General features: G+C 71.5%; 19 protein-coding genes and 1 pseudogene. 8 read left to right on the forward strand and 12 right to left on the reverse strand.

From position 1 onward, the window contains the following. The first annotated feature begins 139 nt into the window (after window positions 1-139). Window positions 140-2800, forward strand: coding sequence for a DEAD/DEAH box helicase (locus ACCP09_RS26775; RefSeq protein ID WP_433751383.1), 2661 nt, complete (start codon window positions 140-142; stop codon window positions 2798-2800). Here the strand turns inward: ACCP09_RS26775 and ACCP09_RS26780 are convergent. The 8 genes from ACCP09_RS26780 to ssd form a co-directional block, all read right to left on the reverse strand. Further along, complete coding sequence (locus tag ACCP09_RS26780; RefSeq protein WP_027933595.1) at window positions 2782-3408, reverse strand: bifunctional DNA primase/polymerase; 627 nt, start codon at window positions 3406-3408, stop codon at window positions 2782-2784. The two genes, ACCP09_RS26775 and ACCP09_RS26780, sit on opposite strands and share 19 nt — an antisense overlap. Before the next feature lie 498 nt (window positions 3409-3906). Beyond that, a complete protein-coding gene (locus tag ACCP09_RS26785) occupies window positions 3907-4344 on the reverse strand; it encodes an Rv3654c family TadE-like protein (RefSeq protein ID WP_433751308.1) in 438 nt (145 codons plus the stop codon). Next, the gene (locus tag ACCP09_RS26790; RefSeq protein ID WP_027933593.1) at window positions 4331-4702 is read right to left on the reverse strand and encodes a TadE family type IV pilus minor pilin; all 372 of its coding nucleotides are present in this window, start codon (window positions 4700-4702) and stop codon (window positions 4331-4333) included. The genes ACCP09_RS26785 and ACCP09_RS26790 overlap by 14 nt, the downstream gene beginning before the upstream one ends. Beyond that, window positions 4702-4938: a DUF4244 domain-containing protein gene (locus tag ACCP09_RS26795; RefSeq protein WP_017985467.1), complete on the reverse strand. Its 237-nt coding sequence runs from the start codon at window positions 4936-4938 to the stop codon at window positions 4702-4704. The genes ACCP09_RS26790 and ACCP09_RS26795 overlap by 1 nt, the downstream gene beginning before the upstream one ends. A 29-nt stretch (window positions 4939-4967) precedes the next feature. Continuing rightward, on the reverse strand, window positions 4968-5549 hold the full coding sequence (locus ACCP09_RS26800; protein ID WP_433751312.1) for a type II secretion system F family protein: 582 nt from the start codon (window positions 5547-5549) through the stop codon (window positions 4968-4970). Between the two features lie 1095 nt (window positions 5550-6644). Continuing rightward, on the reverse strand, window positions 6645-7442 hold the full coding sequence (locus tag ACCP09_RS26805; protein ID WP_433751315.1) for a type II secretion system F family protein: 798 nt from the start codon (window positions 7440-7442) through the stop codon (window positions 6645-6647). Next, window positions 7436-8599: a TadA family conjugal transfer-associated ATPase gene (locus ACCP09_RS26810; protein ID WP_433751318.1), complete on the reverse strand. Its 1164-nt coding sequence runs from the start codon at window positions 8597-8599 to the stop codon at window positions 7436-7438. The genes ACCP09_RS26805 and ACCP09_RS26810 overlap by 7 nt, the downstream gene beginning before the upstream one ends. Beyond that, complete coding sequence (gene ssd, locus ACCP09_RS26815; RefSeq protein ID WP_123684615.1) at window positions 8596-9669, reverse strand: septum site-determining protein Ssd; 1074 nt, start codon at window positions 9667-9669, stop codon at window positions 8596-8598. The genes ACCP09_RS26810 and ssd overlap by 4 nt, the downstream gene beginning before the upstream one ends. A 445-nt stretch (window positions 9670-10114) precedes the next feature. On the opposite strand from ssd, the gene ACCP09_RS26820 reads away from it, so the two are divergent. The 6 genes and pseudogenes from ACCP09_RS26820 (at window position 10115) to ACCP09_RS26845 (ending at window position 18152) form a co-directional block, all read left to right on the forward strand. Then, window positions 10115-10957, forward strand: coding sequence for an HAD family hydrolase (locus ACCP09_RS26820; protein ID WP_027933588.1), 843 nt, complete (start codon window positions 10115-10117; stop codon window positions 10955-10957). Between the two features lie 519 nt (window positions 10958-11476). Beyond that, window positions 11477-13240 carry a glycoside hydrolase family 3 protein gene (locus tag ACCP09_RS26825; RefSeq protein WP_433751323.1) on the forward strand — a complete coding sequence of 588 codons (1764 nt, stop codon included), beginning with the start codon at window positions 11477-11479 and terminating at the stop codon, window positions 13238-13240. Then, window positions 13237-14505: an exo-beta-N-acetylmuramidase NamZ family protein gene (locus ACCP09_RS26830; protein ID WP_433751385.1), complete on the forward strand. Its 1269-nt coding sequence runs from the start codon at window positions 13237-13239 to the stop codon at window positions 14503-14505. Before ACCP09_RS26825 ends, ACCP09_RS26830 begins: the two co-directional genes overlap by 4 nt. Before the next feature lie 7 nt (window positions 14506-14512). Then, a pseudogene (locus ACCP09_RS26835) lies at window positions 14513-15796 on the forward strand (serine hydrolase domain-containing protein); the annotation flags it as partial. A gap of 416 nt (window positions 15797-16212) precedes the next feature. Next, window positions 16213-17205, forward strand: coding sequence for a MurR/RpiR family transcriptional regulator (locus tag ACCP09_RS26840; protein WP_027933584.1), 993 nt, complete (start codon window positions 16213-16215; stop codon window positions 17203-17205). A gap of 23 nt (window positions 17206-17228) precedes the next feature. Further along, window positions 17229-18152: an N-acetylmuramic acid 6-phosphate etherase gene (locus ACCP09_RS26845; protein ID WP_123684612.1), complete on the forward strand. Its 924-nt coding sequence runs from the start codon at window positions 17229-17231 to the stop codon at window positions 18150-18152. A gap of 147 nt (window positions 18153-18299) precedes the next feature. Here ACCP09_RS26845 and ACCP09_RS26850 read toward each other — a convergent pair whose 3' ends face one another. Then, the gene (locus ACCP09_RS26850; protein ID WP_378333576.1) at window positions 18300-19025 is read right to left on the reverse strand and encodes an oxidoreductase; all 726 of its coding nucleotides are present in this window, start codon (window positions 19023-19025) and stop codon (window positions 18300-18302) included. After that, a complete protein-coding gene (locus ACCP09_RS26855) occupies window positions 19022-19516 on the reverse strand; it encodes a phosphoribosyltransferase (RefSeq protein WP_433751328.1) in 495 nt (164 codons plus the stop codon). Before ACCP09_RS26855 ends, ACCP09_RS26850 begins: the two co-directional genes overlap by 4 nt. A gap of 210 nt (window positions 19517-19726) precedes the next feature. On the opposite strand from ACCP09_RS26855, the gene acs reads away from it, so the two are divergent. Beyond that, a complete protein-coding gene (gene acs / locus ACCP09_RS26860; RefSeq protein WP_433751331.1) occupies window positions 19727-21691 on the forward strand; it encodes an acetate--CoA ligase in 1965 nt (654 codons plus the stop codon). 68 nt (window positions 21692-21759) lie between these two features. Here acs and ACCP09_RS26865 read toward each other — a convergent pair whose 3' ends face one another. Further along, entirely contained in the window at window positions 21760-22536 is a 777-nt protein-coding gene (locus tag ACCP09_RS26865) for a choice-of-anchor P family protein (RefSeq protein ID WP_228685032.1), read from the reverse strand. Window positions 22537-22632: 96 nt separating this feature from the next. Continuing rightward, entirely contained in the window at window positions 22633-23463 is an 831-nt protein-coding gene (locus ACCP09_RS26870; protein ID WP_027933578.1) for a L,D-transpeptidase, read from the reverse strand. Between the last annotated feature and the right edge of the window lie 192 nt (window positions 23464-23655).

Genomic DNA, 23655 nt, shown 5'->3' on the forward strand with positions numbered 1-23655 from the left:
TGTATTGGTAATGGATCCGGCGCGGTCAGGGCGTCCCGTAACGATCACTCTCGGTGCATGTGAGCCTGCTCACGGTTCATGATCTTTTCACACGCGACCGGTTCTGTCGTACACGTGTGCGAAGCTGGAACGCGTGGATGTGGTTGCGGGAACCGAGCGCGCGCGGCGGTTGCTGCACCGGGTCACCGCCGGGATCCGGGAGAACCCGGTGACCCACGTGGCCGACCTGCCCGCCCGCGAGGCGCGGCACACCGAGTGGCCGTCGTGGGCGGACCCGCGGGTGGTGACGGCCCTGCGCTCGAGCGGAGTGGAGCGGCCGTGGGCGCACCAGTCGGAGGCGGCGTCGCTGGCCTTCGAGGGGCGGCACGTCGTGGTGTCGACGGGCACGGCATCCGGCAAGTCGCTGTGCTACCAGCTGCCGGTGTTGTCGAAGCTGGTCGCGGACGACAAGGCGTGCGCGCTGTACCTGTCGCCGACGAAGGCGCTGGGCGCCGACCAGCTGCGGTCGGTGTCCGCTTTGGACGTTCCCGGGGTGCGGGCGGCGTCGTACGACGGTGACACTCCGATGGCGGAGCGCGACTGGGTGCGGGCGCACGCGCGGTGGGTGTTCACGAACCCGGACATGTTGCACCGCGGCATCCTGGCCGCGCACTCGCGGTGGGCGCGGTTGTTCCGCAAGCTGTCCTACGTCGTGATCGACGAGTGCCACAGCTACCGGGGCGTGTTCGGGTCGCACGTCGCGCTGCTGCTGCGGCGGCTGCAGCGGGTGGCGCGGCACTACGGTTCGTCGCCGGTGTTCATCCTCGCGTCGGCGACGACGGCGGAGCCGGGCGAGTTCGCGTGCCGTCTGGTGGGCGAGGACTGCGTGCCGGTGGTCGAGGACGCGTCGCCGCGCGGGGCGCGGACGGTGGCGTTGTGGGAGCCGCCGCTGGTGGAGGACCACCGCGGGGAGAACGGTGCGCCGGTGCGCCGGTCGGCGGGTGCGGAGGCGAGCCGGATCCTGGCGGAGCTGGTCATCGAGGGTGCGCGGACGCTGGCGTTCGTGCGGTCGCGGCGGGGCGCGGAGCTGACGGCCCTCGGCGCCCGCCGGTTGTTGTCCGAAGTGGACAGCGAGTTGCCGTCGCAGGTGGCGGCGTACCGGGCGGGCTTCCTGCCGGAGGAGCGGCGGGCGCTGGAGCGTGCCCTGCTGTCGGGCGAGCTCAAGGGCGTGGCGACGACGAACGCGCTCGAGCTGGGTGTGGACATCGCGGGGCTGGACGCGGTGGTGCTGGCGGGGTATCCGGGCACGCTGGCGTCGTTCTGGCAGCAGGCGGGCCGGGCAGGCCGGTCCGGTGACGACGCGCTGGTGGTGTTCGTGGCGCGGGACGATCCGCTGGACACGTACCTGGTGCACCACCCGGCGGCGGTGCTGGAGCGGCCGGTGGAGACGGCGGTGCTGGACCCGTCGAACCCGTACGTGCTGGCGCCCCAGCTGGCGTGCGCCGCGGCGGAGCTGCCGCTGACCACGGGCGAGCTGGACACGTTCGGCGGCGCGGCGGCGCGTGAGGTGCTGGACAGGCTGGTGGCGGACAGGCTGCTGCGGCGGCGGCCCAGCGGCTGGTACTGGACGTCCCGGGACCGCCCCCACTACGAGGTGGATATTCGTGGTTCGGGCGGCGAGCAGATCGCGGTCGTGGAGGCGGACACGTCGAGGCTGCTCGGAACGGTCGACCCGGGCTCGGCGTGCACGACGGTGCATCCGGGCGCGGTGTACCTGCACCAGGGTTCGTCGTACGTGGTGGACGAGCTGGACCTGGAGTCCGGGGTCGCGCTGGTGCACGCGGAAGACCCGGAGTGGACGACGTCGGCGCGGGAGGTCGCCGACATCACCGTGCTGAGCACGCAGGAACGCCTCGACTACGGCGGGGTGAGCGTGTGCCTGGGCGAGGTCGCGGTGACCTCCCAGGTGGTCGGCTACCTGAGACGCCGCCCGTCCGGCGAGGTCCTGGACCAGGTGGCGTTGGACCTGCCGGCGCAGACGCTCGAGACGCGGGCCGTGTGGTACACGATCAGCCCGGAGCTGCTGGAAGCCCCTCGGGCCGCCAGTACGGCCAGCGGAGCACCGACCCGCGACGGAGCACCCAACACAGGCGCCCAAGCCCCGGCCAACGGCCGACTCGAGGCCGGCGGCCCACTTGAGGCCGGCCAGCCCTCCCAAGCCGGCGCCCCGCTCGGAGCCAGCCAGCCGTCTCGAGCCGACGGCCCGCTCGGAGCCAACCAGCCGTCTCGAGCCGGCGCCCCGCTCGGAGCCAGCCAGCCGTCTGGAACCGGCGGCGCGCTTGGAACTGACCAGGCGTCCGGAAGCGGTGGCCCGTTTGGATTCGGCGGGGCGCCGGGGGGCGCCGGTCTGGATCCGGCGCGCATCCCCGGCGCCCTGCACGCCGCCGAGCACGCGGCGATCGGCCTGCTACCGCTCTTCGCTACGTGCGACCGGTGGGACATCGGCGGCGTCTCGACCGCGTTGCACGCTGACACCGGGGAGGCGACGGTGTTCGTGCACGACGGCCATCCCGGAGGCGCGGGATTCGCCGATCGCGGTTTCGCTGCTGTTGTCCCGTGGCTGGCCGCTACGCGGGAGGCCATTCTCTCCTGCGAGTGCCCGGCGGGATGCCCGTCCTGTGTGCAGTCACCGAAGTGCGGGAACGGTAACGACCCACTGGACAAGGCGGGGGCGGTGGCCGTGCTGGAAACCGTGCTCGGGGCGGTGAGTCTTCACAGTGCCCGGCACGACCACGGGGTGGCTCAGGCTGCGGCGAACTGACCGGCGCCGACGAGGGCGGTCCGGTCGGAACCCTGCTGGTCGAGAGCGCGGGCGAGCACGGAGTGCACGGCGTCGGCGGACGGCAGCCGCCAGCTCCACACATCCGGCTTGACCCGCCAGTGCACAACGCCGTGCTGGAACGGCGTGGGCGGGAGCGGGATCCAGCTGCCCTGGCCGTGCCAGCGGACCTCGCCGTCGGTGGCGAGCTCCTCCGGGATGCGGTCGGCGACCGTGGTCAGGAACAGCCAGCGGCCGTCGGGCGTCGCGACGATCGGCGCGGGGTGGCCGGTCGCGCGGAGCAGGCGGGCGGCACGCTTGCCCAGTTCATCGGGAACCTCGACGGCGTCCAGCACGGTGCCGGTCGCGACGAGCAGGCTGTAGGGCTGTCCGGTCCACCAGCCGGCCACCTCGTTGGGGTGGGCGCCGAGCCGGTCGGCCCAGTCCTCGTGGACGGGCACCGGGCCGGTCCAGGAGCCCTCGGCGTCCGCCTGCGCCGGAAAGGTGCCGGGCAGCACCGGCCACCCGTGCCAGGCGAGACCGATGGCCTCCGCGCGTAGCTCGATGCGGAAGGCGCCCCGCCAGCTGTCCGACCAATCCGTGTCCAACATTTCCGTCCACAACTCCTTGCTTGTTCCACCGCTCGCGGTGGCTGTCTGGTTCCCAATAAACGGCAAGTTGCAAAGTGCCGGAACCCGCCACGCGACAACCGGCTGCTCCCGGGCGACGAGCGACGATCCCCTGCTCGGCGCGGCCGAACGCCGCTCGGCCGCTGCCCATCGACGACGAGCGGTTGACGGCGCCGCTCGTCAATCGTGATCTCCAGCACACGTTTCTCCTGCATACCAACGGTTTCCGACCTCGCGCGCCACTCGCCGGCCGCCACCGCCTGTGACCGCTCGGCGCGCGAGGGCGACCGCCCAACCTCCGTCGGCGCACCTACCGTTCGGCGCGGGACCGACCGTTCGTCGCAGCCCCAGCACGAGGCTGCCCTCCCGGGCCGGCCGCGGCGCGGGTGGTGGTCCGTCGACCAGCCCGCCCGGTGGCGACGCGACTCAAGGGACCCGGCACGGGGCTCGGCGGGCGGCCGGCACCAGCCCACCGCCCCCTCAGGGACCGGCACGGGCCCGGCCGGCCGCGGGACCGAGCCCGGTGTCGACGACCACCTCGACGAGTGCGTCCCACCCCTCGAAGCGGCAACTCACCACCCGGGCGCCCATCCGCTCGGCCACCCACAGCGCCTGCCCGCAGGCGAAATCGCTCCCCTCGACAGCCTGACCTGCAGCCGCGAGGGCAGCCAGGTCGGCCGCGCCGGCAGCCCGGTGCCGAGCGATCGCTGCCGACCCGAGCCCCCACAACAACCCAGCGACGACCACCAGGCCGGCGATGGCGCACGCGGCCCAGACGGTCGCCGCACCCCGATCCCGCCGGTGCGGATCCCTCACCGGGGCCGGGCCAGCCGGGAGCCGGGTCAGCGGTCGGACAGCCAACGCCCCTTGGGCGAGGCAGACCGGCCGGCGCAGACGGATCAGGTCAGGGAGGGGCATCGGCGGCTCCTGGCTCGAGGACGGCGAAGGCGCGCGCCGCCAGGCGGAGCCCGGGCAGGAGCCCGCCGGCCGCGGCGGCCCGCACCTCGACAGTGATGCTGTTTCCCTCGGTCTTCACCGCGAGCTGCGCGCCCGGCGGGGCGATCTGCTCGACCGCCTGCGCGGCCAGTTGCGGTTCACCCCGGGCGAGGAGCCGCGCTGCCTCGCGGGCTGCGTCGGTGCAGCGGAGCTGACCGGCCACCGCCGTGAAGCCCGCGAGCACCAGCCCCACCACCACGGTCAGCGCGCATAGCGCGATCGCCGCTTCGACCGTCACCGCGCCGCGGTCGGCTGGGCCGGCGCGGGCTCGTGTCTTCATCAGAACTGCACCGTGAGGGCCTGCTCGACCAGCCCGGTGAGGGCGCCGACCACGGAGTCTCCGGTGACGACGGTGTACAGCAACGCCCCGAAGGCCGCGGCGGCGATCGTACCGATCGCGTACTCGGCGGTGCTCATACCGTCGTCGGCGGCCAGCACCGGGCGCAGCCAACGACGCCACCATCGGGGACGGGCGGGGGCTGCGTGGCGGCCGGCGGGCTTGGTGCGGAACAACATGGGAGGTCTCCTTTGTCTGTTGTGGAGGGTCAGAACACGTTGAGGCGTCCGGCGAGGCCGAGAACCACCGGAACGACCCCGAGGCACACGAAGGCCGGGAGGAAGCAGAGCCCCAGCGGGCCGGCGATCAGCACGCCCGCGCGCTGAGCCCGCGCCTCGGCGCGATCGCCGAGTGATGCGCGGATTCCGCGGGCGAGGTCGGTGGCGGCGTCGGCGAGGGTGGTCCCGCTGCGCGCGGTCCGCTTGGCCGCGCGGGCGAACTCGGCGGTGCCGGCACAACGGAGCGCGGGCACCCACGCTTCGGTCGCATCGGCGCCGAGTTCGAGCAGACCGGCAGTAGCGCGAAGGGCATCCGCTTCCGGCCCTGTGACGCCATCGGTGACGGCGCGGAGAGCGGCGGGCACCGGTTGCCCGGCGCGCAAGCAGGCTGCGAGCAGATCCCACGTCGCGGCTAGGTCGAGGGGATCGCTCCGAGGCGGCCGACCGCGAATGCGCGCGGGTGACCGTGGCGAGGGAAAGAGGTGCGCCAACCGCAGACCTGGGACTGGCCTGCCGGGAAGGGTCAACAGTGCCGCGCCCAGCAACGCGACCACCACGGCGGCTGTGCTCATCGCGGGACTCCTCGGGTTGCGACGGAAGTAGCCAGGTGCGGCAAGACCGCGCCGGATTGGATCGGGCGGGGTGGAACTGCTGTGATCGGGAAGGCAGCGCGCGAGCCGAACCGAAACGGGGGGAAAGACTTGGGTTGGGATGGAAGGGGTGTGGGCAGCGGGATGAGGGTCAGCGTGCTCACCGTGGGGCTCCCGGGTTGCGGCGGAAGTAGCCAGGTGCGGCAAGACTGCGCCGGACGGGATCGGCACTGGCTCGGGGCCGGGTGGAATTGCTGCGACCGCCTCGGCAGCAAGTGGGCCGAACCGAAACCGGGCAACTGGCTCGGGTTGGGGTGGAGAGGCTGTCGGCAGCGGGATGAGGGTCAGCGTGCTCACCGTGGGGCTCCCGGGTTGCGGCGGAAGTAGCCAGGTGCGGCAAGACTGCGCCGGATGGGATCGGCACTGGCTCGGGGCCGGGTGGAATTGCTGCGACCGCCTCGGCAGCAAGTGGGCCGAACCGAAACCGCGGAACTGGCTCGAGTTGGGGTGGAAAGGCGGTGGGCAGCGGGACGAGGGTAAGCGTGCTCACCGTGGGGCTCCCGGGTTGCGGCGGAAGCAACGAGGTGCGGCAAGACTGCGCCGGGTCGGACCGGCACTGGCTCGGGGCCGGGTGGAATTGCTGCGATCGCCTTGGCAGCGCGCGAGCCGAACCGAAACGGGGGGAACATTTGGCTTGGGGTGAAAGGGTTGTGGGGCAATTGGGCGGGGGGTGGGCGTGCTCAACGCGGGGCTCCTCGGGTCGCGGCGGAAGTAGCCAGGTGCGGCAAGACTGCGCCGGATGGGATCGGCACTGGCTCGGGGCCGGGGTGGAATTGCTGCGACCGCCTTCGCAGCGCGTGAGCCGAACCGAAACGGGGGAAAAGGCGTGGGATGGGCAGTGGGGCGGGGGCGGGAGTGGGCGTGCTCATCGCGGGGCTTCTCCTTTGTGGCTGCAGAGGTAGCCGCTCGCGGGGAAGGGCGAGCAGGGGATGTGGGCGGCGATGGAGGGCGGGGGTGAAGTGGGGGAACTGGCTCGGGTCGGGGTGGTGTGGGCCGCGGGGGCTGGGGTGGGCTTGCTCATCGCGGGGTGCCTCGTCTTGTGAGGTGGGCGCTCCATGCGCCGCCGGTGATGATCAGCGCTGTGCCGAGCAGGAGGAGGGCGTTGCCGCTCGGGGTGGCGAACAGGATGTGGGTCGGGTGGGCTCCCATGCCCTCGCCCAGCAGCAGCCCGAAGACCGGCAGGGCGGCGAGGACCATCGCGCTCGCGCGGGGGCCGGACATCGCTGCCTCCGACTGGCTGGTGAACCGCAGCTCGGCGGTGATGTCCTGGCGAACCGCGTCGAGCAGGTCGGCCAGTGGGAGGCCGTGCCGTTGGCTGAGCGACCACGCTCGCACCAGACGTCTCCGCGCCGCGGACAGTGGTTCGGCCGTGGTGACCGTCGCCAGTGTTTCGGCGAGGTTCCCGCCAAGGCGGGCGGCGCCGGCCACCGCGTCGAGGATCTCGGCGACCGGGCGAGGAGCGTCGGCCGCGGCGGACTCGGCGGCCAGCGCGGGCGTCGCGCCGGCCCGGAGGTCCACCACCATCGCGTGCAGCGCCTCGGCCATCGCCCGGCGCATCGCGAGCCCGGACTTCGATCGGCGACGCGTGTGCCACTGGCGCCAGCCGGCCAAGCCGAGCAACGCGCCTGCCGCCCACACCATCGGTGGCACAACGAACAGCAACGGAACCAGCCCGAGCGCGACCGCCTTTCGCGGCTTCGGCAATCCGCGGCGTGCCGGAGACGGCGCGAGCGCGCCCAGCCGAGCCGCCGAGCCACGCACCGGCGGCCAGCACAAGGCGGCCGCGGCCGCGCAGGCCAGCGAGTGGGTCAGCACGGATCGCCTCCCCGGGGCAGCAACGCGGAGAACAAGACCCGCCGCTTCGTCCACCCCCCGTCCTGCCACACCGGAAGCACCCGGACGTCCCCGTTGTCGCTCCGGCTCAGCACGCCGACCTCCGCCAGTTCCCGCTGCCCCGACGACGACCGGCGCATGTGGAGGACGACCTGCACCGCGGCCGCGAGCTGGCTGTGCAAGGCCGCGCGGGACAGACCGCCCAGCGCGGCAAGCGCTTCCAGCCGGGCCGGCACCTCCGCCGTCGAGTTCGCGTGCAACGTTCCCGCGCTCCCGTCGTGACCGGTGTTCAACGCGTTGAGCAGCTCGCACACCTCCTGGCCGCGCACTTCGCCGACCACGAGCCGGTCGGGTCGCATCCGCAGCGCCTGGCGCACCAGGTCCCGCAGGCCGACCTCCCCCGCGCCCTCGACGTTGGGCGGCCGGGCGGTCAACCGCACGAACTGCGGGTGCGCGGGCTGGAGTTCGGCGGCGTCCTCGACACAGACGATCCGCTCAGCCGGGGACACCGCCCCGAGCATCGCGGCGAGCAGGGTGCTCTTGCCCGCGCCGGTGCCACCGGTGACGAGGAAGGCCAGCCGGGCGGCGACCACCGACTCCACCAGCTCCGCGCCTTCGGCCCCGAAGGTGCCCAGCTCACGCAACGCGGCGAGGTCGTGCACGGCGGGACGGAGGATCCGCAACGAGATGCAGGTTCCGTCGGCGGCGATCGGTGGCAGCACTGCGTGCAACCGGACGCGGCCGTGCGGCCCGAGCCCGGGCAGCCAGCCATCGACGTAGGGCTGGGCGTCGTCGAGCCGCCGTCCGGCGGCGAGCGCGAGCCGCTGGGCGAGACGGCGCACTCCCTCCTCGCCCTCGAAGTGGGCATCGGCGCGGCGCAACCCGCCGGCCCCGTCGACCCACACGTCGTCCGGACCCGTGACCAGCACGTCGGTGACGCCGGGCAGGGCGAGCAACGGTTCCAGCGGACCGGCACCGGCCAGCTCCTGCCGGATGAGCCGCAGGGCGTCGAGCGCCTCCGTGTGCCCGACCGGACGTCCGGCTTCGGCACGCACCGCGTCCGCCACCGTCGCCGGGTCCGTCCCGGCGCCAGCGCCCGCCAGCCGGAGGCGGACCCGCTCGACCAGTTCGGAGTTCATGCCGCCAGCACCTGCTTCGACTGCGACTGCTCCACGATCAGGCGCGCGGTCTCCATCAGCGCGCCGCGCGGCCGCGGGAGGAAGTTGCCGCGCTCGATCTCCCGGTCCAGCTGGCGTTCGACGGCCATCGACGTCAGCAGCGGCAGCCCGATCGCGCCGGCCGCGACGCTCGGCTCCAGGTCACCCGGCGCGGGCCCGCGGACGACGAGCCGGACCCGGCCGGCCGGGTCACCCAGCTGCTTGACCACCCGGCGGGCGGCCAGGCAGGCGCGCATCTCGGCCGGGATCACCACGATCACGAGGTCGGCACGCGCGATCACCGCGAGGCCAGGACCGTCGAGGTGACGCGGCAGATCGCACACCACCGTCCGGCCCGCCCGGCGACCGGCCTCGACCACCGCCGCCACGCCCTGCCCGGTCGGCCCGTCGCCATTGCGGTGGCAGGACAGGAACGGCAGCCGCAGGCCGCGGTACCGGAACTCGGGCAGCGATTCGAGCAGCGCGGGCATCGACAACCGGCCGGCTCCTGGCCGCAGCTCGGGCCAGCGGAGCCCCTCCGTGTTCTCGGCTCCCAGCAGCGCGTCGATCCCACCGGACAACGGATCGCAGTCCACCAGCAGCCCGCCGGGGTCGGTGCGGCACGCGACCAGCGCGGTGGCCGCCGCCAGGACGGACGCCCCGGCTCCACCGCGGCCGCCCAGCACGCCGATGATCCGCCCGCCCGGCAACCCCGGCCCGTCCACGACGTCGGCCAGCGCCGACGCCAGCGCCGATTCGTCCTCCGGCAACGACACGACAGCTTCGACACCGGCGCGGAAAGCCCGTCGCCATGTCCGGGAATCCGGCGCGCCCTTGGTGATCAGCAGGATGCCGGGCCGACGCGGCAGCTCCACCTCGCCGTCGACCACCTGCTCGTCGACCAGCACCAGCGGCGCGTCCGGCCACCGCGGCCGGGCGGCGAGCAGATCGGGCGCGCGCTCCGTTTCGCAGCCCACGGCCGCGGCGACGCGCAGGATTTCGTCGAGCATGACCTCGTCGTGGGCGATGACGAGCGGACGAGCGTGTTCCATGACGGCCCCCAGTGGTGATCGGTGTTTGACCTGACTCCACCGTCGTGCTCGCGCCGTGCCGCGACAAGGAGCTCCGGCGGGAGCTGTGGACAACTGGGGTCCTGTGGACAACTCGCGACCGAGGCGGCTCGGCAGAGCGGGATCGTCGGTGCGCTGTGGCAAGATCCGCGCCCGCGCGCGGAGAAAAGGGGCGACCCCCGCCAGGGGGGAGGGGCGGGGGTCGCCGAGGGCTCAGCCCCGGGGGGTTGGACTGAACCGCCGGTGGGAACACCGGATGCGGTCCACTGTAACTCCGCCGACCGGCCCGCAACGCCGCCCGCGACACCCACAATTCGGTAACGGCACCGGCAATCGATTTCCACCGTGGGCAACGAATTTCCGACCGGGCGACACCGTTCGTGGTCACCTCACCGCCCCGCGAACGATCTACTTCTATCCTGAAGCCGTGGCAGAACCTCCCAGCTCGCCGCCGGGCGACCGGCGCGCCGCGACCGGAACCGGTGTCGCGGCCTTCTTCGACCTGGACAAGACGATCATCGCCTCCTCCAGCGCACTGGCCTTCAGCAAGCCGCTGCTGCGCGAGGGGCTGATCAGCAAGCGGGCGGCACTGAAGAGCGCGTACGCGCAGTTCGTCTTCTCCCTGTCCGGCGCGGACGCCGACCGGACCGAGCGGATGCGCGCCGAGATCTCGGCGTTGTGCGCGGGCTGGGACGTCGCACAGGTGCGGGCGATCGTCAACGAGACGCTGCACGACATCGTCGACCCGCTCGTCTACTCCGAGGCCGCCGAGCTGATCGCGTGGCACCAGGCGGAGGGCCACGACGTGATCGTGCTGTCGGCGGCGGGCGACGAGGTCGTGACGCCGATCGCGGCGATGCTCGGCGCGACGGGCAGCGTCGCGACGAGAATGGCCGTCGTGGACGGTCGCTATTCGGGGGAAATCGCTTTCTACTGCTACGGCGAACAAAAAGCGGTTGCGGCGAAACAATTGGCCGCGGAGAACGGTTACGACCTGGCCGAGTGTTACGCCTATTCCGATTCCAGCACCGACGTCCCGCTGCTGGAGACGGTCGGGAAGCCGCACGCCGTGAACCCCGATCGCCTGCTTCGCCGGACCGCGCTCGACCGCGGCTGGCCGGTGCTGGAGTTCACCAAACCGGTCTCGTTGCGGAGCCGGTTCCCGGCGCCGTCGACGGCGACGCTGGCGGTCGGACTCGGTCTCGGCGCGGTCGCCGCGGCGGGCGTGACCTGGTACGGGCTGACGCGCAAACGCCGTGGGGGAACGTAGAAGTCTAGTCGCTGAGGGTGCCCACCTCACCGGATCGAGCGTCTGTACCGGTGCACCCGTCCGACCCCTTGAAGTGACGGCGGTCACTGGGTACAAAGTGAAGTGCGGACGTTGTTCGGCCCAGGACGAGACGAAGATGAGCCTCGTTCCTCCCCGACAACCTCCGTGCGCGGACTCCAGGCACCCACGCGCAGCGCGCCGCGGGAGGCTTGTCGTCGAGGGACTGCGTACCGGGACGCCGGACGCCGAGTCCCCGTAGGTACGACACGAGTTGCAGCTTGGTCACCTGAGCAGTCCGCGCGGGCGGGCGCCGCCGGCACATCGTCGGCGGCGCCCGCGCATTTTTATGTCCAACGGATTAGCCCGCGAGAGTGACAGAACCTGAAAGACACTTTCGGACTCCTCCGAAAGTAAGGCGGTCGTTGACCTCGTCCGGAGCGACTGAGTAGCTTCCCCCAATGCCGGCTCGTCCGTCGGCGATCACCACAGGGGAGGTTCGCGATGCGCCGGAGGAGTCATGTGCTTGCCGCGATCGTCGTGGGGGTTCTCGGCGTGAGCGCGGTCGGCGCGTCCTCCGCCGCACCGGGACGCCAGGACGGCTGGGCCGAGCAGACGCTGCGGCGGATGTCGCTCGAGGAGAAGGTCGGCCAGCTCTTCGTCGCCGACGTCTGGGGCAAGTCCGCCGGCCAGGCCGACGAGGGCAACCGGAAGAAGTACGGCGTGGACACGGCCGCGGAGGTCGTCCAGCGCTACCACCCGGGCGGCGTCATCTACTTCAACAACCCCGGCACCGACAACGTGGACGACCCGGCGCAGGTCGCGCGCTTCTCGAACGGGCTGCAGCAGGCCGCGCTGGCGTCGGGCGCAAAGGTGCCGCTGATCGTTTCGATCGACCAGGAGGGCGGCCGGGTCACGCGCATCGCGGCCCCGGCCACGGAGTTCCCGTCCAGCATGGCCGTCGGGGCGGGCCGCAGCGCCGCGGACGCGCGGACGCTGGCCACCGTGAACGGTCACGAGCTGCGGGCGATGGGCATCAACCAGGACTTCGCCCCCGACGCGGACGTCAACTCCAACCCGCTCAACCCGGTCATCGGCTCCCGGTCCTTCTCCGCCGATCCGGCGCTGGCCAGTGAGCTCGTCGCGGCCGAGGTCGACGGCTACCAGAACTCGGGGCCGGCGACGGAGACGGTTTCCGCGGCGGCCAAGCACTTCCCCGGCCACGGGGACGCCGCCACCGACAGCCACACCGGGTTGCCGGTCATCAACCACACGGAGGAACAGTGGCGGCAGATCGACCTGCCGCCGTTCCGGGCGGCGATCGACGCGGGCGCCGACGTGATCATGTCCGCGCACATCACCGTGCCCAGCCTCGACCCCTCGGGTGAGCCCGCGACGCTGTCGAAGCCGATCATGACCGGGATCCTCCGGGACGAACTGCGCTACGACGGGGTGGTCGCGACCGACTCGCTGCAGATGGCCGGCGTGCGCGAGCTGCACACCGACGCGGAGATCCCGGTGCTGGCGCTGGAGGCCGGGGTCGACCAGATGCTGATGCCGCCGGACCTGGGGCTCGCGATCAACAGCGTGCTGGACGCGGTCAAGAGCGGCAGGCTGACCGAGGAGCGGATCGACCAGAGCGTCCTGCGGATCCTGAAGCTCAAGGACAAGCGCGGCATCGTGGCGAGCCCACTGGTCAACCCGAGGGCGGTGAAGCAGGTCGTCGGCAGTGCGGCCAACCGGGACAAGATCCAGGCCATCACCGACCGCACCACCACCGTGCTCCGCAACGACGCCGGCCTGCTGCCCCGCCGCGCCCCGGGCAAGGTCGTGGTGACCGGCTGGAACAACCCGAACTACCCCGGCTACCCGGCGGAGCCGGTCCGGGCGCTGGCCGAGCGGCTCGGCGGCACGGCCGTCTCGACCGGCGCCAAGCCGACCGCCGCGAAGATCGCCGAAGCGGTGGCGGCCGCCGGCGAAGCGGACACGGTCGTCGTGCTGACCAACGGGCTGCGCAGCGACACCGCCCAGGGTGATCTTGTGCGTGAACTGCTCGCGACCGGGAAACCGGTCGTCGCAGTGAGCGTCCAGGAACCGTACGACCCGGGCTACGCCGACGTACCGACCTGGGTGGCGACGTACGACTGGCGGGATGTGACGATGGCTTCGCTGGCCAAGGTGCTGACGGGCGAGATTGCGCCGCAGGGCAAGCTGCCCGTCGACATCCCGGCAGGCGACGACGCCGGGCAGATCCGGTATCCCTTCGGCACAGGACTGACATGGTGAGCTTCAACCGGCGCGGGTTCCTGGTCACCGGCGCCCTCGCGACACCCCTTCTGACCGGCGGCTCCGCTCTGGCCGAACCGGCACGCGTGTTACCGGCCGCGTCGCGGGGGCCGGTCGTCACCGGAGCCGACATCCTCGCCCGGCAGGGCTGGCGCTCGCTCGCCGGCCGCAAATTAGGCGTGCTGTCGAACCCGACGGGCGTGCTGGAGAACGGCGACCACATCGTCGACTCGATGATCGCCGCCGGCGTCCGGCCGGTCGCCGCCTTCGGGCCGGAGCACGGTTTCCGGGGCAGCGCGCAGGCCGGTGGTTCGGAGGGCGACTACACGGACCCGCGCACCGGCGTCGCGGTGTACGACGCGTACGGCGCGGACGCCGCGAAACTGGCCGGGATGTTCACCAAGGCCGGCGTGGACACGGTGGTGTTCGACATCGCCGATGTCGGCGCCCGCTTCTACACCTACATCTGGTCGATGTACACCGCGATGGTCGCGGCCGGCCCTACCGGCGCGGCCTTCGTCGTCCTGGACCGGCCCAACCCGATCGGCGGCAAGGCCTTCGGCCCGATGCTGCGCCCGGAGTTCGCCTCCGGCGTCGGGCTCAAGCCGATCGTGCAGCAGCACGGCATGACCGTCGGCGAGCTGGCGAAGTACTTCGCCGCGGAGCTGCTGCCTGCCGAGGGGGTGCGGCTGGCGGATCTGCAGGTGGTGCAGACCGAGGGGTGGCGCAGGGACACGTTCTTCGCGGGCACCGGGCTGACCTGGACGCCACCGAGCCCGAACATGCCGACGGCGGACACCGCGCTGGTCTACCCCGGCACGGGGATGTTCGAGGGCACCGTGTTCTCCGAGGGACGCGGCACGACGCGGCCCTTCGAGATCATCGGCGCGCCCGGCATCGACTGGCGGTGGCGGGACGAGCTGACCGCGCTGGGGCTCGCGGGCGTGCGGTTCCGGGAGACCTACTTCGTGCCCACGTTCGGCAAGTTCGTCAACCAGACCTGCGGCGGGGTGCAGCTCACGGTCACCGACCCGGCCTCGTTCGACGCCATCCGCACGGCGGTGGCCATGCTCGTCACGGCCAAGAAGCTGCACCCGGACCTCTTCGGCTGGCGCGCGGACAACGGCATCGACAAGCTCACCGGCTCGGACCGGTTGCGCACGATGGTCGACCGCGGGGCGGGGGTGGACGAGATCGTCGGGTCCTGGCAGGCGGAGCTCGACGAGTTCACCGCCCGCAGGCGGCCGCACCTGCTCTACTGGTGAGGCCGGCGTGCGAACGGGCAAACTACTGGTCGCGGCGGCGCTGACCGTTTCCGCCCTCACCGTCCCCGGAGCGAGTACCACCATCACCGAACAGGCCCACACCGGGCGGATCGACCGTCCGCACTACGAGTTCGCACCGGCCGACACGGTGCTGCGCCCGGGTGCGCCCAGCGAGGTGGGGCTCGATCCGGCGCCGCTGCTGGCCGCCGAGCAGTTCCTGGCCGACTGGGCCAAACCGGACCCGGCCTCCGGGCACCCGCACTTCTCCGGCGCGGCCGGGATCCTCGCGCACGACGGGGTGATCGTCGAGGAGACCGCGACCGGCGGGGCGCTCCGGTACGCCGACGCCGCGGGCGCCGAGCTGCCGCCGGACCAGCAGGTGCCGGTGCGTGCCGACACGATCTTCGACCTGGCCTCGATCACCAAGGTGTTCACGTCCCTCGCGGTGATGCAGCTCGTCGACGACGGCAAGGTCGCCCTGGACCGGCCGGTCGCCGAGTACCTGCCCGAGTTCGCGGCGAACGGGAAGCAGGCGGTCACCGTACGGCAGCTGCTCACCCACACCTCGGGCCTGGCCGCCGACCCGCGCCCCTCCCTGTGGGAGGGCTACCCGGACATCCCGTCCCGGCGGAAGGCGGTGCTCGACAGTCCACTGGTGAACGAGCCGGGCACGACCTACCTCTACTCGGACATCAACCTGATGACCCTCGGCTTCCTCGTCGAGCGGATCGCCGGGCAACCGCTCGACGTCGTCGTGCGGGAGCGGATCACCCAGCCGCTCGGGATGACCGACACGGCGTTCAACCCGCCCGCGGAGAAGCTCGGCCGGATCGCGGCCACCGAGTTCCAGGCCGATCCGGCGCGCGGCATGGTGCGCGGCCAGGTCCACGACGAGAACGCGTGGGCGCTGGGCGGGGTGTCCGGTCACGCCGGGATCTTCTCCACGGCGCCCGACCTGGCGGTGCTCGCGCAGACGATCCTCAACGGCGGCGCCTACCGGGACGCGCGCATCCTGCGTCCGGAGACCGTCCGGGACATGCTGACCGACTACAACCAGGCGTTCCCCGGTCACGCGCACGGCCTCGGGTTCGAGCTGGACCAGCAGTTCTACATGGGAGCGCTGTCCGCGCCCACCACCGCGGGGCACACCGGCTTCACCGGCACGTCGCTGGTCGTCGATCCGGTGTCCCGGTCCTTCGCCATCCTGCTGACCAACCGCGTGCACCCGACCCGCGACTGGGGTTCGATCAACCCGGCCCGCGAGAAATGGGCGAGCTCGCTGGCCGGAGCGCAGTGAACCGGGACCGGCTGTAGGCACAATTACCCGCGGCCGGACAGGTGATCTTTCGGCGAGCGAACACTCACCGTGCATCCGGGTGGTGTGCCACCAACCAGCGCCAACGAATTTCGGACACTCGCGTCCGTCACGGACAGCTACCGAACGGCTGCTCCATTCGTACTTAAAGTGCGCAGAGTCGCGTCATACCATCGTGGCGGGGAAGTCCCTATCACTGAGACGCGAGCGGGAGCCACCGACGATCGTCGGCTGTTTCGGGAACCATAGGAAGTTGCCAAGTCGTTAACTTGATGACGTTAACAACCACGACGTAGTTGGCGACTTTCCGGGCAACTGAGTCACCGCAGCTCGGCCGTGCAGGGGCGGGCGAGTTGCGATCATCCCTAAGGATGTGGGTAACCTTGTCTCAAATGCCTACGGTTAGTAAGTTTCCCACGGAAACGGATACCGATTCCGTGACGGGACAGGCACCGAACGAGATCGGTTCGGTCGTGCGCGAGTCCGAAACCAGTCCCCTGGTCCGGATTCGGTCGCTGCTGCCCGGTCTGGCCAGGGCGGAACAGCGCGTAGCCAAAGTCGTCCTCGATGACCCGTCCGCAGTAGCGCGCCGGTCGATCACCGAGGTGGCTCTCGCGGCCAACACCAGCGAGACCACGGTGACCCGGTTCTGCAAGGCCGTTGGGGTCGGCGGGTACCCGCAGCTGCGGATCGCGCTGGCCGCCGACACCGCCCGTTCGGAAGCGCGGTCGGCACGGAACCTTGGCGGCGAGATCGCCGTGGACGACGACCTGGCCGCCGTGGTCGGCAAGGTCAGCTTCGCCGACGCGCGCGCCGTCGAGGAGACCGCCGACCAGCTCGACATCGCGACCCTGCAGCGCGTGATCGAACTGCTCGCCAACGCCGGGCGCACCGACGTCTACGGCGTGGGCGCGAGCGCGTTCGTCGCCGCCGACCTGCAGCAGAAGCTGCACCGCATCGGTCGCGTGTGTTTCGCCTGGTCGGACACGCACATCATGCTGACCTCGGCCGCCGTGCTGGGCGCAGGCGACGTCGCGATCGGCGTCTCCCACACCGGCGCGACCACCGACACCGTGGAGGCGCTGCGGGTGGCCCGCGAGCACGGGGCGACCACCGTGGCGCTGACCAATTTCCCGCGCTCGCCGATCACCGAGGTCGCCGACTACGTCCTGACCACGGCCGCCCGCGAGACGACGTTCCGCTCGGGCGCGACCGCGAGCCGGATCGCCCAGCTCACGGTCATCGACTGCCTGTTCATCGGGGTCGCGCAGCGCCACATGGAGACCGCGTCCGCCGCGCTGGAAGCCACTCGCGACGCCGTCGGCGGTCACCGCCTCGGCGTGCGACCGGACGGCCGGAGGCGTCCGCGGGAAACCGGAAAGTGAGCACGAAGGAAACGGTGAGACGCATGATGACGGTGCCGAGTCAGGTGGTCCACGTCGATTCCCCGACCGAGCAGCGCAACCCCCGCACCACCGAGATCGACCGGATGTCGACCCTCGGCATCCTGACCATGATCAACGACGAGGATCGCCTGGTCCCCGATGCGGTCGCCAAGGTCCTGCCCGAGCTGGCGGACGCGGTCGATCATGCGGTGGAGGCGCTGCGCACCGGCCATCGTGTGCACTACGTCGGCGCCGGCACTTCCGGCCGGCTGGCGACGCTGGACGCGGCCGAGCTCGTGCCGACGTTCAACGTGCCGTCCGACTGGTTCGTCGCGCACCACGCGGGCGGCGATCGGGCGCTGCGCGAAGCGGTCGAGAACGCCGAAGACGACGCCGCGGCGGGCGCGGCGGAGATCTCGGCTTCGGTGCGGGCCGGCGACTTCGTGCTGGGCCTGACCGCGTCCGGCCGCACCCCGTTCGTGATCGGCGCGCTGCAGGCGGCCGCGCGGCTCGGCGCGGCGACCGGTCTGGTTTCTGGCAACGCGCGTGCGGGCAGGCCGGCCGGGGTCGACGTGTTCATCTCGGTGGACACCGGCCCGGAGGTGATCGCGGGGTCGACGCGGATGAAGGCGGGGTCGGCGCAGAAGATCCTGCTGACCGCGTTCTCCACGGCCACGATGATCAAGCTCGGCCGGACGTATTCGAACCTGATGGTCAGCCTGCGCGCGACCAACGCGAAGCTGCGCGGCCGCACGCTGCGGATCCTCAGCGAGGCGACGGGGGCGAACGAGCGGGAGGCCGCCGAAGCCCTCGCGGAGGCGAACGGTGACCTGAAGGTCGCGCTGGTGCATCTGCTGTGCGGGGTGGACGCGGCGACGGCGGCCGACATGCTGGCCGCGAACGGCGGGCACGTGCGGGAGGCGCTGCTCGCCTGCGCGACGAGGTGAGGTCGCGCAGTCCCGGGGAGGTGCGCAGGGAGCGTCGCACTTCCCCGGAATTGCGCGACTACGAGCGCGAGAAATCCTGACCGGGCGACCGCGGGTGTGGGCGACTGCGCACCACGCGGCACCCCTTGACGCGACCGCCGGAGCAGCTCAGCCGGCCGCGTCGGCGATGCTCTTGGCCTCCCGGGCACCCGCTTCCAGCGCTTCACACACGAAGAGGAGCCACGAGCGCACGCCGTCGGGGCTCCCGGTCGCGAAGGCCGCCGCCGCCTCCTGGTACCGGGCGGCCCGGCGGAAGAAGGCGACCTCGGGAACGCTCAGACCCTTCGGGTCGACCCCGGTCGCCGTCATGGTCAGGCGAGCCGCGGCGCGGGCAAGCACACCGTCCGCCGTGCCGAAGGGCCGCAGGCTGAGCAGTTCGCCGTGCACGACGGCGGTCAGCACGGGGCCGGGCACCGACGTCGCGCCCGTGACCAGCTGCGTCAGCAGGTCCAGGCGGGCACCGGCGGCCGGGGTGGGGCGGCCCAGCGCGTCCTGGTCGTCGACGAGATCGGCCGCGGCCAGGACGTGCATCCGGGCCAGCGCCTGCCGCGGGGCGCGGCGCCACGTGGGCAGCAGCGACTCGCTCGCCTCGGCGACCCGCAGCGCGCCGGCCAGGATCGGGTCCTTCACCTCGGCGTCGGCCGGGATTTCCGGGTCCGCGCCGTCGAGCGCGGCCGACGCCCGGGCGCCCCGGACGGACGCCTCGGCGGCGGTGGCCGAGCCGCCGCGCAGGTTCACCGGAAGCCGGTGCACGGCGAAGACCGCGTCCTGCGCCTTCTTCGCCGCTTCGGCCACGCCCTCCAGTTCGAGCAGTGGCGCCAGTGGGTCGCTCATGCGTCCAGCACCTGCCCCTCGCGCCGGATCACCGGCGGCTGCTTCGACCAGGCGAAGTTGATCCACCGGTCCGTGCGCCGCCAGAAGTACTCGCACTTCACCTCTGACCAGGGCTTTTCGTACACGACCGCGCAGCGCACGTCCGCCACGTGGTCCGCGCAGAAGTCACGCACCAGCTTGAGCGTCGCGCCGGTGTCGGCGACGTCGTCGGCCACCAGGACCTTCGCGCCGGTCAGATCGACGGCGTTCGGCACCGGCGGCAGCATCACCGGCAGTTCGAGGCGCTCGCCGACGCCGGTGTAGAACTCGACGTTCATGACGTGCAGGTTCTTCACGTCGAGCGCGTAGCCGAGCGCGCCGGCGACGAACAACCCGCCGCGGGCGATGGACAGGATCACGTCCGGCTCGTAACCGCTGTCCGCTACCTGCTGGGCGAGCTCCCGGCCGGCCGAACCGAACAACTCCCAGGTGAGCTCTTCCCGCTCAGCCACTCGGACCTCCTTCGACGCGTCCCCGCGAGCATATGAGGGGGCGATCCGGGGCCCCGAACCCAGGCCGAGTGGCCGACGCCACATCCCTCGCGTGCGGTGATCGACGCTGGACGTGCCGTGAGGTGCTGCGCTCTTTCGTCGTGGGGGCTAACGTCGCTACCGTGCATCCGGCGTCAGCCAGTGATGAGTGACTTCAGGAGGCCGTGCACCATGACAGAGCAGTCCCCCGCGCTGGACAACCTGCTCACCGAGAACCGGACGTTCCCGCCGACCGACGAGTTCGCGGCGCAGGCCAACGCGAAGGCCGATTGGTACGACAAGGCCGACGCCGACCGCGAAGCGTTCTGGGCCGAGCAGGCGGAGCGGCTGCACTGGGACACCAAGTGGTCCCAGGTCCTCGACTGGTCGGGCGCGCCCTTCGCGAAGTGGTTCGTCGGCGGCAAGCTGAACGTCGCGTACAACTGCGTCGACCGGCACGTCGAGTCCGGGCACGGTGAGCAGGTCGCCATCCACTGGGTCGGCGAGCCGGGCGACACCCGCGACATCACCTACGCCCAGCTCAAGGACGAGGTGTCCAAGGCCGCGAACGCGCTGGTCTCCCTCGGCGTCACCTCCGGTGACCGGGTCGCGATCCAGCTGCCGATGATCCCCGAGGCGATCGTGGCGATGCTGGCCTGCGCGCGGCTGGGAGCGCCGCACAGCGTCGTGTTCGGCGGGTTTTCGCCGGCGGCGCTGCGCTCCCGCGTCGACGACGCCGAGGCCAAGGTCGTGATCACCTCCGACGGCCAGTACCGCCGCGGCAAGGCCGCCCCGATGAAGACCAACGTCGACGAGGCCCTCGAGGGCGCCGCGAGCGTCGAGAAGGTCATCGTCGTGCGCCGCACCGGCGAAGAGGTCCCGATGGGCGAGCGGGACGTGTGGTGGCACGAGCTCGTCGACGGCCAGTCCACCGAGCACACGCCGGAGGCGTTCGACTCCGAGCACCCGCTGTTCATCCTCTACACCAGCGGCACCACCGGGAAGCCGAAGGGCATCCTGCACACCTCCGGCGGCTACCTGACCCAGGTCGCCTACACCCACCACGTCGTCTTCGACCACAAGCCGGGCGAGGACGTCTACTGGTGCACGGCCGACATCGGCTGGGTGACCGGCCACTCCTACATCGTCTACGGCCCGCTGGCGAACCGCGCGACCCAGGTGGTCTACGAGGGCACCCCCAACACGCCGCACGAGGGCAGGCACTGGGAGATCATCCAGAACCACAAGGTCTCCATCTACTACACCGCGCCGACGCTGATCCGCACCTTCATGAAGTGGGGCGAGGACATCCCGGCGAAGTACGACCTCTCCAGCCTGCGCGTGCTGGGCAGCGTCGGCGAGCCGATCAACCCCGAGGCGTGGATGTGGTACCGCGAGCACATCGGTGCGGGCAAGGCGCCGGTCGTGGACACCTGGTGGCAGACCGAGACCGGCGCCATCATGATCTCGCCGCTGCCCGGTGTCACCTCGACCAAGCCCGGTTCGGCGCAGCGCCCGCTGCCCGGCATCTCGGCGAAGGTCGTCGACGACACCGCGACCGAGGTCGGCAAGGGCGGCGGCGGTTACCTGGTGCTGGACAAGCCGTGGCCGTCGATGCTGCGCGGCATCTGGGGCGACGACGAGCGCTTCCGCGACACCTACTGGTCGCGGTTCGCCGACCAGGGCTTCTACTTCGCCGGTGACGGCGCGAAGTACGACAACGACGGCGACATCTGGCTGCTCGGCCGGGTCGACGACGTCATGAACGTGTCCGGCCACCGCATCTCCACCACGGAGGTCGAGTCCGCGCTGGTCTCGCACCCGACGGTGGCCGAGGCGGCGGTGGTCGGCGCCTCCGACCCGACCACCGGGCAGGGCATCGTCGCGTTCGTGATCCTGCGCGGCTCCGCGGCCGAGGGCGGGGAAGAGGCGGTGCAGGAGCTGCGCAACCACGTGGCCAAGGAGATCGGCCCGATCGCCAAGCCGCGGCAGATCATGGTCGTGCCCGAGCTGCCGAAGACCCGTTCCGGCAAGATCATGCGCCGCCTGCTGCGCGACGTGGCCGAGAACCGCCAGATCGGCGACGTCACCACGCTGGCCGACTCCAGCGTCATGGAGCTGATCTCCAGCGGCCTGAAGTCCGGCAAGGAGGACTGACGCACGAACAAGGGCCCTGCACCTCGCGGTGCAGGGCCCTTGTCATGGGAACCCGAGGAAGAAGCGGATCAGCCGGTGACGTCCAGGTGGGCCTTCACCGGGGTCGGCTTCGGGGCCTTGCCGTTGGCGTCGGGCTTGTCGCCCGCACCCGAGCCGGCGCCGCCACCGGAGCTGGTCTTCGTCGAGGTCGGCGTGCTCGGCTTCGACGTGCTGGTGCCGGTCGGCTTGGTGGTCGGGGTCTCGCCGCCGCCGTTGTCGTCGTCGCCCGGCGCGCAGGTGACCGACGCGATGTCCAGCGTCTGCAGGTTGTCGATCTTGATGGAGATCGCGGTGACGGTGATGGAGCCGTCGTCCTTCTTGGTCTGCTTGTTCAGCACGACCGAGAGCAGGCCCGGCACGGCGACCGTGGTGTTGGTCGGCGCGGTCACGTCGAGGGTGATGTCACCGAGCTTCGCCTTGGCCAGCGAAGAGGTGCCCTTGCCGCCCTCGCACTCCGCCTCGATGGCGGTCGCGGTCAGCAGCGGCTTGCCCACGCCGAGCCCGACGTTGACGTCGGCGACGCTGGCGCGCGCCTGGCCGGCGCCCGCCGAGGCGTTGAGCAGGTTGACCTGCGCCAGGCCCGGCACGTTCAGCGAGGCCAGCGACTTCTGCTCGAAGCCCTTCTCGTCGGTGACGTACGGGCTGGGGTCGATGCCGAGGAGGCCCTTGGCGGCGATCGCGTAGGCGGAGTTGACGCCGTCCGAGGTGGTCGTGGTCGCACCGGCGGCGGGCGCGAGCAGCACCGAGGTGGCGAGCGCGGTCGCGAGCACGCCGACGCCGCCGGCCACAGCCTTCTTTCTGGACAAGGAATTCCCTTTCGTGAAATGGAAATGCGAAATGAAGCCGGCGGCCCCCCGTAGCGCATTCCGGCCACCGGCGAAGCGGGGAAGAAGCTCAGTTCGTCACGTGATGTTCACGATCGTGCCGAGCGGCAGTTCGACCAGCGCGTCGAGCGCCTCCGCGGGCACCCGGATGCAGCCGTCGCTGTTCGCCTGGCCGACGAAGCTGTTGTTGGGCCAGGTGTGCAAGCCCACCGTGCCCGGACCGCCGCCGAAGGTCTCCAGCGAATCGGAGTGGTAGCTCAGCGGCAGCACGATCGGGCTGTAGGTGTTCTTCGTTTCCTCGATCGAGGCGATGATGTAAGCACGCCCCGCCGGGGTCGGGTGTTCGGCCTTGCCGGTGCCGATCGTCCACTTGCCGATCGACTTGCCGCTCTCCAGGATCTCCAGGCTGAACGCGGCACGGTCCACATTGACCACGTAGTCGTTCTGCGCGGATTCGGCGGCGCCCTCGCTCAGGTGCACCCAGCCGGACGCGGCGTTCGGCCGGGTCGGCAGCAGGACGTGCACCCAGTCGCCCTGCTCCGCGATCACCGGCACCCACGTCGGCGATCCCATTTGGATGGACGGCAGCTTCGCGATCGCTTTGCCGCCAACGGAGTCGTACACGACCATGTCGGCCTTGGGGTGGATCACGCGGCCCGCCGTCGCGCCACCGGAGGGCTGCGGGTCGAGCGGGGCGTTCGCGACCGTGGCGAACGTGGTCGCCTCCGGCAGCTGGGTCAGGTCTTCCTGGCTGACCGCGGCCGGCTTCACGCCGTCCTCGTCGCCACCGGAGCACGCCCCGGTGAGCAGTGCCAGGGTCGAGACTCCGGCCACGGCGAGGAGCCGGACCGGGAGCCGTCCGCGGCGCGCAGAACCCGTCTGCGTGCGCGAGCTGCACGTCATGCGCATTACCACAATCCTTGAGGACCTACATCGGACAAGAATTCACCAAGGCGGTCTCCCCCGAAGACATGCGGCACCGCAGGTGCGCCTTGGGCCTTATTGCTATCAGGACCCCCCTAGGTGATCAAACTCCCGGGTGACGGGGGTCGATTAGGGAGAGCAGGGCAAATGCTGCATTTGCCGAGGTCGCACGAAAAA

The organism is Amycolatopsis sp. 3B14 (assembly GCF_050958625.1).
Taxonomy (GTDB): Bacteria; Actinomycetota; Actinomycetes; order Mycobacteriales; family Pseudonocardiaceae; genus Amycolatopsis_E; species Amycolatopsis_E thermoflava.